Annotated in this window: 12 protein-coding genes; 10 read left to right on the top strand and 2 right to left on the bottom strand. The window is 64.5% G+C overall.

Annotation, left to right across the window (positions count from 1 at the left end; translation table 11 throughout):
- Positions 1 to 125 precede the first annotated feature (125 nt).
- Positions 126 to 2,198 (top strand): 3-hydroxyacyl-CoA dehydrogenase NAD-binding domain-containing protein, encoded by a 2,073-nt coding sequence (locus FJ964_RS12475; protein ID WP_140550666.1) that lies wholly within the window; start codon positions 126 to 128, stop codon positions 2,196 to 2,198.
- 16 nt (positions 2,199 to 2,214) lie between these two features.
- On the opposite strand, the gene FJ964_RS12470 is transcribed toward FJ964_RS12475, so the two are convergent.
- Complete coding sequence (locus FJ964_RS12470) at positions 2,215 to 3,021, bottom strand: LuxR C-terminal-related transcriptional regulator (protein ID WP_140550665.1); 807 nt, start codon at positions 3,019 to 3,021, stop codon at positions 2,215 to 2,217.
- A 118-nt stretch (positions 3,022 to 3,139) separates the two neighbouring features.
- On the opposite strand from FJ964_RS12470, the gene FJ964_RS12465 reads away from it, so the two are divergent.
- The 6 genes from FJ964_RS12465 to FJ964_RS12440 all read left to right on the top strand — a co-directional run bounded on the left by FJ964_RS12465 (position 3,140) and on the right by FJ964_RS12440 (position 8,987).
- Positions 3,140 to 4,276 carry an ABC transporter ATP-binding protein gene (locus FJ964_RS12465; protein ID WP_140550664.1) on the top strand — a complete coding sequence of 379 codons (1,137 nt, stop codon included), beginning with the start codon at positions 3,140 to 3,142 and terminating at the stop codon, positions 4,274 to 4,276.
- The gene (locus FJ964_RS12460) at positions 4,257 to 5,420 is read left to right on the top strand and encodes a spermidine/putrescine ABC transporter substrate-binding protein (RefSeq protein WP_140550663.1); all 1,164 of its coding nucleotides are present in this window, start codon (positions 4,257 to 4,259) and stop codon (positions 5,418 to 5,420) included. The genes FJ964_RS12465 and FJ964_RS12460 overlap by 20 nt, the downstream gene beginning before the upstream one ends.
- 78 nt (positions 5,421 to 5,498) lie before the next feature.
- Positions 5,499 to 6,356 (top strand): ABC transporter permease, encoded by an 858-nt coding sequence (locus tag FJ964_RS12455; RefSeq protein WP_140550662.1) that lies wholly within the window; start codon positions 5,499 to 5,501, stop codon positions 6,354 to 6,356.
- Positions 6,356 to 7,168 (top strand): ABC transporter permease, encoded by an 813-nt coding sequence (locus FJ964_RS12450; RefSeq protein ID WP_140550661.1) that lies wholly within the window; start codon positions 6,356 to 6,358, stop codon positions 7,166 to 7,168. The genes FJ964_RS12455 and FJ964_RS12450 overlap by 1 nt, the downstream gene beginning before the upstream one ends.
- Positions 7,169 to 7,178: 10 nt before the next feature.
- Positions 7,179 to 7,940 carry a glucose 1-dehydrogenase gene (locus FJ964_RS12445; protein ID WP_140550660.1) on the top strand — a complete coding sequence of 254 codons (762 nt, stop codon included), beginning with the start codon at positions 7,179 to 7,181 and terminating at the stop codon, positions 7,938 to 7,940.
- Between the two features lie 324 nt (positions 7,941 to 8,264).
- Positions 8,265 to 8,987 carry a hypothetical protein gene (locus tag FJ964_RS12440; RefSeq protein ID WP_140550659.1) on the top strand — a complete coding sequence of 241 codons (723 nt, stop codon included), beginning with the start codon at positions 8,265 to 8,267 and terminating at the stop codon, positions 8,985 to 8,987.
- A gap of 29 nt (positions 8,988 to 9,016) precedes the next feature.
- On the opposite strand, the gene FJ964_RS12435 is transcribed toward FJ964_RS12440, so the two are convergent.
- Positions 9,017 to 9,211: a hypothetical protein gene (locus FJ964_RS12435; protein ID WP_140550658.1), complete on the bottom strand. Its 195-nt coding sequence runs from the start codon at positions 9,209 to 9,211 to the stop codon at positions 9,017 to 9,019.
- A 211-nt stretch (positions 9,212 to 9,422) separates the two neighbouring features.
- Between FJ964_RS12435 and FJ964_RS12430 the strand changes: the two genes are divergently transcribed.
- Genes FJ964_RS12430 through FJ964_RS12420 form a run of 3 tightly spaced genes read left to right on the top strand, consistent with a single transcriptional unit; the run spans position 9,423 to position 12,549 of the window.
- Positions 9,423 to 9,869 (top strand): nucleotide disphospho-sugar-binding domain-containing protein, encoded by a 447-nt coding sequence (locus FJ964_RS12430; protein ID WP_224658666.1) that lies wholly within the window; start codon positions 9,423 to 9,425, stop codon positions 9,867 to 9,869.
- A gap of 5 nt (positions 9,870 to 9,874) precedes the next feature.
- Positions 9,875 to 11,248, top strand: a complete 1,374-nt coding sequence (locus FJ964_RS12425; protein WP_140550945.1) for a glutamine synthetase family protein — start codon at positions 9,875 to 9,877, stop codon at positions 11,246 to 11,248.
- A gap of 2 nt (positions 11,249 to 11,250) precedes the next feature.
- Positions 11,251 to 12,549 (top strand): FAD-binding oxidoreductase, encoded by a 1,299-nt coding sequence (locus FJ964_RS12420; protein WP_181172447.1) that lies wholly within the window; start codon positions 11,251 to 11,253, stop codon positions 12,547 to 12,549.
- Positions 12,550 to 12,559 lie beyond the last annotated feature (10 nt).

Raw genomic sequence — 12,559 nt, 5'->3', positions numbered from 1 at the left:
GCAACTCGCCAGCTGCCGCCCTACAGCCTGTCCTGACAAGCGTTGTGCCAGTGCGACACGCGGTTCCCATTCGCGGCGCGGCCTAGTAAACCCTGCCGATCGCAGCAGGTCTCGGGAGGTTCAGCTTGTCCAGTTTCGTCAGCGTCACCAGGGACAACGATGTCGCCATCGTCACCATCGACAACCCGCCGGTCAACGCGCTGAGCTTCCATGTCCGAGAGCCGCTGATGCAGGCGCTGGTGGCATTGCGGGACGACCCTTCGGTCGCGGCCATCGTCATCGCCTGCGCGGGCCGGACTTTCGTGGCCGGCGCCGACATCACCGAATTCGGCAAGCCGGTGCGGCAGCCTGAACTCCGCGCCATTGTGGCGACGCTGGAAACGATCGCCAAGCCTACGGTTGCCGCCATCCACGGCACCGCGCTCGGCGGCGGGCTGGAGCTGGCGCTCGGCTGCCATTTCCGCGTTGCCGATGCCGCCGCCAGGCTCGGCCTGCCCGAGGTGAAGCTCGGCCTGCTGCCGGGCGGCGGCGGCACGGTGCGGCTGCCGCGCCTCGTCGGCGCGATCAAAGCGCTGAGGATGATCGTTTCCGGCGCGCCGATCGGTGCTGATGAGGCGCATGGAGCCGGACTGGTCGATGCTGCCTTCGACAGTAACGTGACCACCCATGCCGTGAACTTCGCCAGGGAGATCGCCCGCAAGGGTGGTCCGTTCACGCCGGTGCGCGATCGCGATGACGAGATCAAGAAAACCGATATGGCGGCCTTCGATGACGAGGCTGCTGCTCTTACCCGAAAAGCGCGCGGCCTCGAAGCGCCGATCGCCTGTGCGCAGGCGGTGCGCAATGCCGTCACGCTGCCCTTCGACGAGGCGCTGGCGTCGGAGCGCGCACTGTTCGTGAATCTGGTCGCCGGTGATCAGTCGCGGGCGCAGCGGCATCTGTTCTTCGCCGAGCGTGAGGCGGCAAGGATTCCTGACAAGGATCTCGTCAAGCGCAGGATCGCCCGCGTCGGCGTCATCGGCGCCGGCACGATGGGCGGCGGCATCGCCATGGCCTTCGCCAATGGCGGTTTTCCAGTCACCTTGTTGGAGACCAGCGAGGAAGCCTTGCAGCGCGGGCTCGGCATGATCGACAAGAACTATGCCGTCTCGGTCTCGCGTGGTTCCTTGACGGAAGACGCCAAGCGGCAGCGGCTTACCCAGTTCACCGGCTCGATCGACTACGCCGACCTCGCCGATTGCGACCTGATCATCGAGGCGGTGTTCGAGGACATGGCTGTGAAGAAGGAGGTGTTCGGCAAGCTCGACGCCGCGGCCAAGCCGGGCGCCATCCTTGCCACCAACACCTCCTATCTCGACATCGATGAAATCGCCGCCTCGATCTCGCGCCCGCAGGATGTGCTGGGCCTGCATTTCTTTTCGCCGGCCAACGTCATGAAGCTGCTGGAAATCGTGCGCGCCGAAAAGACCGCGCCCGATGCGCTCGCGACGGTGGTCGATTTGGCGCGCCGCATCGGTAAAGTCGCCGTCGTGGTCGGCGTCTGCCACGGCTTTGTCGGCAACCGCATGCTGGCCGCGCGCGGCTCCGAATCTGAAGCGCTCCTGCTGGAGGGCGCGACGCCAAGCCGGATCGACAAGGCGTTCACCGATTTCGGCTGGTCGATGGGGCCGTTCCAGATGGGCGACCTCGCCGGCCTCGACATTGGCTGGCGCAACCGCAAGGCCCGCGGCCAGACGGCAGTGATCGCCGACACGCTGTGCGAACAGGGGCGTTTCGGCCAGAAAACCGGTCGAGGTTTTTATCTCTACGAGAACGGGTCACGTATGCCGGTCCCAGACCCGCAAGTCGAGGCGCTAATCCGCGACGAGGCGGCAAAGAAGGGCATCGCGCCGCGCGAAATCAGCGCGCAAGAAATCATCGAGCGCACGCATTACCCACTGATCAATGAAGGGGCGAAAATCCTCGAAGAAGAGATAGCCGCCCGCGCCTCCGACATCGATGTCGTCTGGGTCAACGGCTACGGCTTTCCCATCGGCAAGGGCGGGCCGATGTTCTGGGCCGGTCTCGAAGGCGCGGACAAGATCGTCCAGCGGCTCGAATATTGGCATCAGCGGACGGGCAAGGATGTCTTCAAGCCGGCGCCGCGGCTGAAGCAGATGGCCGAGACCGGTTCCTGGGAGGCTGGCGCAAGGACCTGATCGAAAGGCCGTGGATTTATCTTGTCCGCGCATCGATGATCTCGACGAAGCGGGCGAAGAGACCGGCCTGCGACTTGATCTTGAGCTTGCGGTAGATGTTGCGACGATGGACCTTCACCGTCCCCGGCACGATGCGCATGGCCCTGGCGATCGATTCCGTGGAATGCCCCTGCAGCACCAGGTCGACGACATGCTTTTCGCGCGGTGTCAGCGACAAGCTCTTCCAGATATGGGCGCGGTCGAACTCGTTGACCTGAGCGATCGCCTCGTCCGGTGTGGCCTCGGCCGGCTCGTCGGCGGGAAGGGCGGGCCAGCGCAGCCTGGCGAAGGCAATCACCGCCGGCGCCATGTCGCGCAGCAGCCTGGCGTCGGCGGTTCCGAACGGACCTGAAGCGCTGAGCCGCATCAGCGAAAGCACCAGCGCATCCTTGCCCGGCAGTGGCACGAAGAAGCCGACCTCCTCGGCCAGCCTGGTCTGGCTGTAGTAGGAGCGAAAATATTCGCTGGCGTAGAAGCGGTCCGGCGCCAGCTCGCGCATGCGCCAGAACCCTTCCTTGCGTTCGACCGCCGCGTGATGGAACGGGTCGAGCAGATAGGGTCCTTCCTGGTAGAGCGCGACGAAGACATGGCTCTCGGTCGCAGAGAAGGTCTCGAACAGCAGCGGCGGACGGGCAGCGCCGCGGTAGCCGAAGATCACGCAATGATCGAAGCCGACATGCTGCCGCAGCCACGCGACCATCGCTTTGCCGAAGAGGTCGCCGCTCGTCTCCCGCGTCGCCGCGACCAGCGCGGCGAGCTGGCTGTAGTCGTCGCTGCGGGACATCCAATACCCCCTTAAACGAGAAAATAGGTGAGATATACCACCTGCGAGGTATATACTAGCTGCCATTGGCTCTGGTAGCGTCCTGAAATCGCATCGCCTGTCGCTGGAGCCCGCAGCCTTGACCGCAGTGCCCGACATCGAGTTTCGCGGCGTCACCAAGCGCTATGGCGCGGTGACCGCGGTCACCGGCATCGATCTGGCCGTGCCGCCCTCCGCCTTTGTCGCTCTGCTCGGACCATCCGGCTGCGGCAAGACGACGTGCCTGCGCATGATCGGCGGCTTCGAGCAGCCAAGCGAGGGCAAGGTGTTCATCCGCGGCCAGGACATGGCGGGCACGCCGCCCTACAGGCGGCCGGTCAACATGGTGTTCCAGCAATACGCGCTGTTCCCGCATCTGGATGTGGAAGACAATGTCGCCTACGGCCTGCGCCAGGCACGGCCGCGGCTCGCGTCGCGCGAGATCGGCGAGCGCGCCGGCGCGGCGCTCGAAATGGTGCGGCTCGCCGGCTATAACAGGCGCAAGATCCACGAATTGTCCGGCGGCCAGCAGCAGCGTGTCGCGCTGGCGCGCGCGCTGGTCAACAAGCCGGCGGTGCTGCTGCTCGACGAGCCACTGGCGGCGCTCGACAAGAAGCTGCGTACCGACATGCAGATCGAATTGCAGAACCTGCAGCGCGAGATCGGCATCACCTTCGTGCTTGTCACCCACGACCAGGAGGAAGCGCTGTCGATGAGCGACTTCGTCTGCGTCATGAATGGCGGCCGCATCGTCCAGCTCGGCCAACCCAGCGAAATCTATGACGAGCCGGCCGACCTGTTCGTCGCCGATTTCGTCGGCAAGACCAATCTGTTGAGCGGCGCCGTCGCCGGGCATTCAGGCGACCTGGTGGATGTGAAACTGGCGGACGGCACGGTCATTGCGGCGCGCAAGCGGGCCGCCTTGCGACGGGGGGAAACCGTTTCGGTCAGCCTGCGTCCTGAATCGCTCAGCCTCGGTGGTCCGACAAGCGGCCCGCTCAGGGGCATCGTCCGCAACCGGATCTTTCTGGGCTCCACGGCGGAATACGCGGTCGAGGTCCAGGGTATCGGAACGCTGCTGGCCAAGACCGATCATGTGGTCGGCCAAGGCAATCTCTTCAAGCCGGGTGAACCCGTCGCCATCGGCTTTGCCGCCGGAACGCCGCTGGCGTTTGCGGACCCAAAGAACAACGGGACCAACCAGAGGGTAGAAAAACATGTCGAAATCATATCGTGACGGACTGCCGATAAGCCCCGAGAATTTCGTCGACCAACTGATGCGCCTCAAGCGCGGCTCGATCGGCCGCCGCGACTTCCTCGGCCTCACCGGCCTCGGCATCGCGACGGCGGTGATGGTGCGCGAGATCGGCATCATGCCGACGCCGGCCTTCGCCGCCGAAGACCTCGGCGACCGCATGTCGATCGCCACCTGGCCGAACTATCACGACCCGCAGACCTTCGAGAACTTCAAGAAGGACACAGGCGTCGCCGTCGAGGTTAACGTGTTCGGTTCCAACGAGGAGATGCTGGCCAAATTGCAGGCGGGCGCCTCGGGCTGGAGCCTGTTCGTGCCGACCAATTACACGATCTCGACCTACAAGAAGCTCGGCATAATCGAGCCGCTCGACATGGCCAAGCTGCCGAATTTCGATGGCACGCAGGAAGACCCGCGCTTCACCTCCGAGGGCACGATCGACAGCACCATCTACGCGGTGCCGAAGAACTGGGGCACGACAGGTTTTGCCGTCAACACCAAGAAGCTGACCAAGCCGATGACAAGCTGGAAGGAGTTTTGGGACACTGCCATGGCGGAAGGCGACGGCCGCACCATGGTCCACGACTACCAGCTCACAACCATCGGCAATGCGCTGAAATATTATGGCTACTCCTTCAACTCGCTCAAGCAGGACGAACTCGCCAAGGCCGAAGAGCTTCTGCTGAAGGTCAAGCCGCATCTGTTCGCGGTGTCGTCCGACTACCAGCCGGGAATGCGCGCGGGCGACGCCTGGATGACGATGTGCTGGACCAATGACGGCGCGCAGCTCCATCGCGACATTCCCGAGATCGCCTATGTGCTGGGCAAGGAAGGCGGCGAGATCTGGACCGACTTCTATGCCATCCCGAAAGACGCGCCGAACAAGCCCGCCGGCTATGCCTTGCTTAACTATCTGATGAACCCGCAGGTCGCGGTGAAGGAGCACCTCGCCAACGGCGCGCCCTCGACCGACGCGCGCGTCAACAAACTGCTTCCCAAGGAAGTGCTGGACAATCCGATCCTCTATCCGGCGGCCGACCTGTTGACGCCGCTGGAGTTCGGCGCTGCTGCAACGCTGACTGATCCGGGCCGCGCCGAGCTGATGGCGCGTTTCAAGTCTGCTTGAGCCAGGCGGGCAACAAATCCCATTCGAGACAAACTTGACCGGCGGGCCCCGACCCGCCGGCACCGGGGCAATCCTTCGATGCGCGGCATTCGCAAAAATCTGCTGACGGCCATGCTGCTCGGGCCGGCGGCCGCCTGGCTCGTCGTGTTCCTGGTGCTGCCGTTCATGGCCATCGCCGTCTTCAGCGTCGGCGAGCGGGCGCCGGAGGGCGGCTATCAGGCGGCCTTCACACTGGCGCAATATGCCAATCTTCCGGCACGCGCGACCGCGTTCTGGAACACGATGGTGCTCGCGCCGGTGGGCGCGCTCGCCTGTCTGCTCGTCGCCTATCCCGTCGCCTATTACCTCGCCTTGCGGGCACCGCAGCGCTGGCGGTTGATCCTGCTTGCGCTGGTCGTCATCCCGTTCTGGACCAGCCTTCTGATGCGGACCTATGCCTGGATGTACATTCTGGGCGGACGCGGCATCCCGGCGCTGCTCGCCTTTGTCGGCATCGAGGATGTCAGGCTCATCAACACGTCGGGCGCCGTCCTGCTCGGCATCGTCTACGGCTACCTGCCGCTGATGATCCTGCCGATCTATGTCAGCCTCGAGCGGCTCGACCGTCGCCTGCTGGAGGCCTCCGCCGATCTCGGCGCGACGCCGCTCTCCACTTTTCTAGGCGTGACCCTGAAACTGTCCCTGCCCGGCGTGATGACCGGCTTCTCCCTGGTGATGATCCTGCTGCTCGGCGAGTACCTGATTCCGACGCTGCTCGGCGGCGGCAAGGTGTTCTTCATCGGCAATGCGCTGGTCGACCTGTTCCTGCAATCGCGCAACTGGCCGTTCGGATCGGCCATCGCGATCACGCTGGTGCTGGTTTCGGTTGTGGTGCTGATTGCCGCCAACCGCATCTCGACCCGCGTCTCGGGCGCCCGCCGGGTGGATTTGATCTGATGCGCGCCTTCGTCATTGCCGTCTTCGTCTTCCTCTACCTGCCGATCGCACTGGTCGTGCTGTTCTCCTTCAACGCCGGTCACCACGCCAGCGAATTCACCGGTTTTTCGGTGCAATGGTACGGCAAGGCGTTGGCGAACCCGTTCCTGGTCGAGGCGCTGAAGAACAGCCTGTTCATCGCCACCACCAGCGCCTTGCTGGCGGCGGTGTTCGGTACCGCGGCAGCCCTTGGCCTGGCACGCGTCGGGGTGCGGACCCGCGCTGTCTTCGACGCCTTGCTTGGGGCCGCGATCGTCGTCCCCGGCGTCGTCATCGGCATTTCGACACTGGTCGCGCTCGTCCAGCTGTTTGCCGTCGTCAATCCGTTCCTCGCCTCGATCTGGCCGGACGACCAGCCGCCGCGCCTGTCGCTCGGCTATGGTTCGATCATCGCCGCGCACGGCCTGTTCTCGATGGCGCTGGTGACGATGATCGTCGGCACGCGCCTCGCAAGCCTCGACCGCAATCTGGTCGAGGCCTCCAGCGATCTCTACGCCACGCCGCTGACGACGTTCCGCTCGATCGTCTTGCCGCAGATCATGCCGGCGGTGGTCGCCGGCTTCCTGCTCGCCTTCACCTTCTCCTTCGACGATTTCATCATCGCCTTCTTCGTCGCCGGCGCGCAGACGACGCTGCCGATCTATGTCTTTGCGTCGATCCGGCGCGGGGTGACGCCGGAGATCAATGCCATAGCGACGATCGTGCTCGTCGCCTCTGTCCTGCTCGTGGTGCTTGCCCAATGGCAGCTGCGCCAGCGCAAGCCGTCAAACTGAAGGTCGCATCATGATCCTCGAAGACCGCATCGCCGTGGTGACAGGCGCCGGTTCCGGCATCGGGCGCGCCGGCGCCATGATCATGGCCAGGGAAGGCGCGGTGGTCGTCATAGCAGACAGGGACCAGGCTGCCGGCGAGGCGACGGCTTCGGACATACGCGCCGCGGGCGGCCGGGCGGAGGCGGTAGCCACCGACGTCTCGGACGACTCGGCGGTCGAAGAACTCATTATCGGCACGATCGACCGGCATGGGCGCATCGACATCCTGCACAATCACGCCGGCATCCAGGTCGGCGGCACGCTGACCGAGGTCGAGGCCGACGGCATGGATGCCTCCTGGCGGGTCAATGTGCGGGCGCAGTTCCTGGCGGCGAGGATCGTCATGCCATCGATGGTCGCGCAGGGCGGCGGCGTCATCCTTAATACGGCTTCGAATTCGGGCGTGTTCTACGACCGCGAGATGATCGCCTATGCGACGTCGAAACATGCCGTGGTGGCGATGACCAGGCAGATGTCGCTCGACTATGCCCGCCACAATGTGCGCGTCAACGCGCTCTGCCCGGGCTGGGTCGACACGCCGTTCAATGGACCGTTCATCGCCCAGATGGGCGGACGCGAAGCAATCGAAGACTATGTCCGCACCAAGATCCCGATGGGGCGCTGGGCCAGCGCCGAGGAAATCGCCGAGGCGATCCTGTTCCTCGTTTCCGATCGATCATCCTTCATGACCGGCCAGGCGCTGGTGATCGACGGTGGCGAAAGTATAGGCTGAACCAGCCGCCTTGGCCTTCAGCCTGTTGATGAAAAGCGCCATCGCATGCGCGTTCTGGGCCAGAGCCGCGTCGCCGGCCGGCAGTACCGAAATCAACTCTGACCGGCAGTTCGGACCATCGTCCGACTGGCATGGGACTTCAGTACCACAGCCCTTTGAAAACGTAGATTTTTATTCGATATCAGGTAGTTATGGTATCGGCAGGTTGCTCTACTCTCTTATTGAGACAGTCTTTATCTAAAGTTTACTGCGCATAGTTAGCGGCTTCTCATACGAACTTACCATAGCAGCGGGCGCAGGGCGGCGTATCCCGAGGAGATCATCATGACAAACCGGAAAACTGTGTTCGCGGCGCTGGCCGCATTGGCGCTTCTGGCGTCTCCGGCGCTGGCCGTCGCCGGCGGCAACGGGCATAGCAATGGTGGTGGTCACAGCGGCGGCAATGGCAATGGCAATGGTGGCGCCCACGGCAACAGCGGCACCCACGGCGGCAGCGGCGCCGCGCACGGCAAGTCCTCGTCGGCCCGGGGGCACGTAGCCAAGGCGACAATGGACACAACGACCACGGTCGATACGAAGACGAAGGTCTCGTCCCTGCCCAAGGAAAAGAACCTCCACGCCAAGCTCGGCCGGCTGAACTCGCTGCAGCGCAACGTCAACGCCTATATGAATTCCAAGAGCAAGAAATTCGCTGCGCTTCAGGCCTTCGTCACGCAGTCGGCCAAAGCCAAGGTCGCACAAGCCCAGCTGGACGCTCTGAATTCACAGCTGGACACATTGACGTCGCTGACGCCGGACCAGATCGCCGCCATGTCGCCCGAGGAGCAGGCGGCCCTGCCTGGACAGATATCGGCTCTGCAGGACCAGATCGACGCCCAGCAGGAAGTGGTCGACGCGGCGGCGGTCGGCACCGACCCGGCCGCACTCGACGCGGCGTTGACGGATATGGCCAACAAGCCCGTCGACGCCGACGTTGCCGCTTGGGCCCAAGGTGTCCTTGCCGGCAAGATCGACGAGACGGCCGCTGCAATGCAACCGACGCCGTAGCATCGCCAAGGACGACGGGGCATCCGGCCTCACATGTGTTTGCGGCCAATCGCTTCGTGGCGGATGCCTTGTCCGATCACCTCAAGCTGCGGCGGCTGCCGGCATAGATGCCGGCGGCCGCCAACCTCTTCCGGCTGCGGCAATCGCTGCGCGAACGTCTGAAAATACTCGACCAGTTCGAAAGCCGGCAGTATTAGGTGACTGCTGATCTGCTTCGCGTCCATCTGCGGCCCTCGCAAACTGCGACCGCAAGCAGGCGGCCGCGGCGCTCCCGCGCCGTTCGGCATGGTCAGCCAGCCGGAATGAAGAGGAATAATTGACGCGTAAAGCCAGCCCGAACGTCGCGCTGTTTCCCGAAGCAAGCTTCGGCGCGGCGTTGGATTGCATCGGCATCGCGCAGGCCGTGCGTGCGCGTGGCGCCCGCCTTCATCTGCCATGCCGGCCTTTCCGGCGTCTCGCCGACAAGCTGCCGGCGCGCTTCATCGTCATGTCGGCGGTCTGCCCGACGCTTACCGCGCGGTGCAGGACAATGTCTCTCTCGACGCCTGGTTCCCGCAGCCCTCGGCGGTGGCGAAGTCGGAACTGTTCAGCCATCATGGCGGCGACAACAGCTTTTGCGAGGCGCTGCGCTTCGACGTGCCGTCGCTGATCATGCCCTATTGCCGGGACGGCCACGACAATGCACGCCGCGCCGAAGAGACCGGCACCGGCGACCATATCGGTCGTGACGGCTGGACCGAAGGAGTATTGGAGAGAGCCATTCTCGGCCTGCTGGCCGACGACGCCATGCGCGCCCGCCTCAAGGGAAATGCAGCCCAGATGGCGCTGAACCCCGGAACGGACGTGGCCGCGCAAGCCATACTCTCTCTGATACGGACTTGAACGAAATGCTTGAGAAGAACACGAATACCGTGCCCTCCACCGATCCCAAGGCCTGGTTGGCGCAGCACGGCATCAACGAGGTCGAATGCCTTGTGCCCGACATGAACGGCGTGCTGCGCGGCAAGACGCTGCCGACGGCAAAATTCCTCAAGGCGCTGGAAGACCGTGCACTTTATCTGCCGAGCAGCGCCTTCCTGGTCAGCATAGACGGCCGCTATTCCGGTTCCATCGACGAGGGGTTCGCGTATTCGGACCCCGACATGCGCATGGTGCCCGATGTCTCGACGCTTTGCCTGGCGCCGGGCGCCGGCGCTGGCAAGGCCTACGTCTTCGCCGACGCCTTCCACATGGACGGCCGGCCCTGGATGGCCTCGCCGCGCCATGTCCTGCGCGCCGTGCTCGATCTCTACCGGCAGCGCGGCTGGCGGGCGGTAGTGGCGCCGGAGCTCGAATTCTACCTGACCGCGCCCAATCCCGATCCTGACAAGCCGCTGACCGCGCCCACCGGCGGCAATGGCCGCGCCGAGGCGGTGCAGCATCCCTACGACATGGCGGCGCTCGAGGAATACGAACCGGTGGTCCGGCGCGTCTATGACTATGCGGCGGCCGCCGGACTGCCGCTCGACACGCTGATCCATGAATCGGGACCGGGGCAGTTGGAGATCAACTTCCTGCACGGCGACGCCCTGCCGCTGGCCGACAAGGTGCTGCTGTTCAAACGGCTGACGCGCCAGGCCGCCCAGCAAGGCGGCATGTATGCGACCTTCATGGCCAAGCCGATCGCCGCACAGGCCGGCAGCTCGATGCATCTGCACATGTCCGTCATCGACGAGGCCGGCAACACGTTGTTTGCCGGCAGTGACGATGCCGATACCGCGATGTTCGGTCATTTCATCGGCGGCCTGCAAAAATACATTCCCGAAATCATGCCGCTGTTCGCCCCCAACGTGAACTCGTTCCGGCGCGTTAGACCGAACCACAGTGCGCCGGCCAACATCGAATGGTCACATGACAACCGCTCCTGCGGCCTGCGAGTACCGGCCGGCGGGCGCGCTGCGCGGCGGGTGGAGAACCGGCTGCCGGGTGCCGATTGCAACCCGTATCTGGCGATCGCCGGCTCGCTTCTGGCGGGCTATCTGGGCGTCGAACAGAAGCTGGCGCGCTCGGCGGAAGCATCCGGAAATGCGTACAAGATCAAGAGCACGCTGCCGAAAACAATGGAGGAGGCGCTGGATCGTTTCGAGGCCTGTGAACCGGTGCGCAAACTGCTCGGCGAGGACTTCTTCCAGACCTATCTGCGCGTGAAAAGCGTCGAGCTCGACCTGTTCCAGAGCGTGGTGACGAACTGGGAACGCGACCACCTGCTGTTGAAGGTGTGATCATGGCATCTTCAACGGGTTTCAATTCCGGTCTCGACATCGGCAAGTCCTACTATGTCGCCACCGCCAATCCGGCGCCGAACCATCCTGCACTCATCGGCGATGCCGAGGCCGACCTGGTGGTCGTCGGCGGCGGCTGCACCGGTCTGTCGGCCGCTCTTCACGCCGCCGAACGCGGCTTGAAGGTGGTGCTGCTGGAAGGCGGCAAGATCGGCTGGGGCGCTTCGGGCCGCAATGGCGGCCAGATGATCCCCGGCCTGCGCAAGGGCGCCAAGGGCCTGGTCAAGCTTTACGGGCCTGAACGGGCGAAGGCGCTGTTCGACCTCGCCTTCGAGGCGCGCAGCCTGGTGCTCGACATTATCGAGCGCCATGCAATCGACTGCGATCTCAGGCTGACCGGCCATCTGGTCGGCGCGGTCAACGGCTCCGATCTCAGGGATCTGGAGGAAGAGGCGAAATGCCTCGAGAGCGTGATGCGATTCCGCGACGTCGAGATCCTGTCGGCGGGAGAGGCGCGGGCCAAGGTCGACACGCCCTATCACGGCGCGATGTACGAGCCGCTCGGCGGCCACATGCATCCCTTGAATTACACGCTCGGGCTTGCCCGCGCTGCAAGCGCGGCCGGCGTCGTCATCCACGAGAATTCGGTGGCCGTGCGGCTTGAGCGCGAGCCTTCGATCCGGGTCTCGACATCAAAGGGATCGGTGCGGGCAAAGCATGTCGTGCTGGCTGGCGATGCGCTGCTCAATGGGCTGGAGCCGCGCGTCAACAGCCGCATAATGCCGGTCGGCAACTACATCGTCGCCACCGAGCCGCTGGAGGGCTCCCGCAGCGTCATCCCGGCCAATGTCGCAGTGTCCGACACGCGTTTCGTCGTCAACTATTACCGCATGTCGGCGGACGGCCGCCTGCTGTTCGGCGGCGGCGAGCGCTACACGCCGTCGCCGCCGGCCGATATTGCCGGCTTCGTGCGGCCGCATATGGAAAGCACCTTCCCGCAACTTACGGGCTGTCGTATCGATCACGCATGGGGCGGGCTGGTGTCGGTGACGACGTCACGACTGCCGCATGTCGGGCACTATGGCGAGGTCTATTACGCGCACGGCTATTCGGGCAAGGGCGTCATCCTGTCGACGCTGTCTGGCAAGCTGCTCGCCGAGGCCATCACTGGCGACGCCTCGCGGCTCGACCTGTTCTCGACGTTGACCCCGAGGCCCTTCCCCGGAGGCACGGCGCTGCGCGGTCCGCTCTATGTGCTGGGAATGCTGTGGTATGCGATGAGGGACAGGATCAAGCATTGAGCTCGCGGCC

This window comes from Mesorhizobium sp. B2-3-2 (assembly GCF_006442295.1).
Classification (GTDB): domain Bacteria; phylum Pseudomonadota; class Alphaproteobacteria; order Rhizobiales; family Rhizobiaceae; genus Mesorhizobium.
Note: the sequence above shows the minus strand (reverse complement) of the source record. Positions and strands in the feature narration are given on the sequence as shown.

Excerpts from the sequence above, each read along its gene's own strand:
- FJ964_RS12420 (WP_181172447.1), top strand. The coding sequence starts at position 11,251 with ATGGCATCTTCAACGGGTTTCAATTCCGGTCTCGACATCGGCAAGTCC.
- FJ964_RS12430 (WP_224658666.1), top strand. The coding sequence starts at position 9,423 with ATGCCGGCCTTTCCGGCGTCTCGCCGACAAGCTGCCGGCGCGCTTCAT.
- FJ964_RS12460 (WP_140550663.1), top strand. The coding sequence starts at position 4,257 with ATGTCGAAATCATATCGTGACGGACTGCCGATAAGCCCCGAGAATTTC.
- FJ964_RS12425 (WP_140550945.1), top strand. The coding sequence starts at position 9,875 with ATGCTTGAGAAGAACACGAATACCGTGCCCTCCACCGATCCCAAGGCC.
- FJ964_RS12435 (WP_140550658.1), bottom strand. The coding sequence starts at position 9,211 with ATGGACGCGAAGCAGATCAGCAGTCACCTAATACTGCCGGCTTTCGAA.
- FJ964_RS12455 (WP_140550662.1), top strand. The coding sequence starts at position 5,499 with ATGCGCGGCATTCGCAAAAATCTGCTGACGGCCATGCTGCTCGGGCCG.
- FJ964_RS12470 (WP_140550665.1), bottom strand. The coding sequence starts at position 3,021 with ATGTCCCGCAGCGACGACTACAGCCAGCTCGCCGCGCTGGTCGCGGCG.
- FJ964_RS12450 (WP_140550661.1), top strand. The coding sequence starts at position 6,356 with ATGCGCGCCTTCGTCATTGCCGTCTTCGTCTTCCTCTACCTGCCGATC.
- FJ964_RS12445 (WP_140550660.1), top strand. The coding sequence starts at position 7,179 with ATGATCCTCGAAGACCGCATCGCCGTGGTGACAGGCGCCGGTTCCGGC.
- FJ964_RS12440 (WP_140550659.1), top strand. The coding sequence starts at position 8,265 with ATGACAAACCGGAAAACTGTGTTCGCGGCGCTGGCCGCATTGGCGCTT.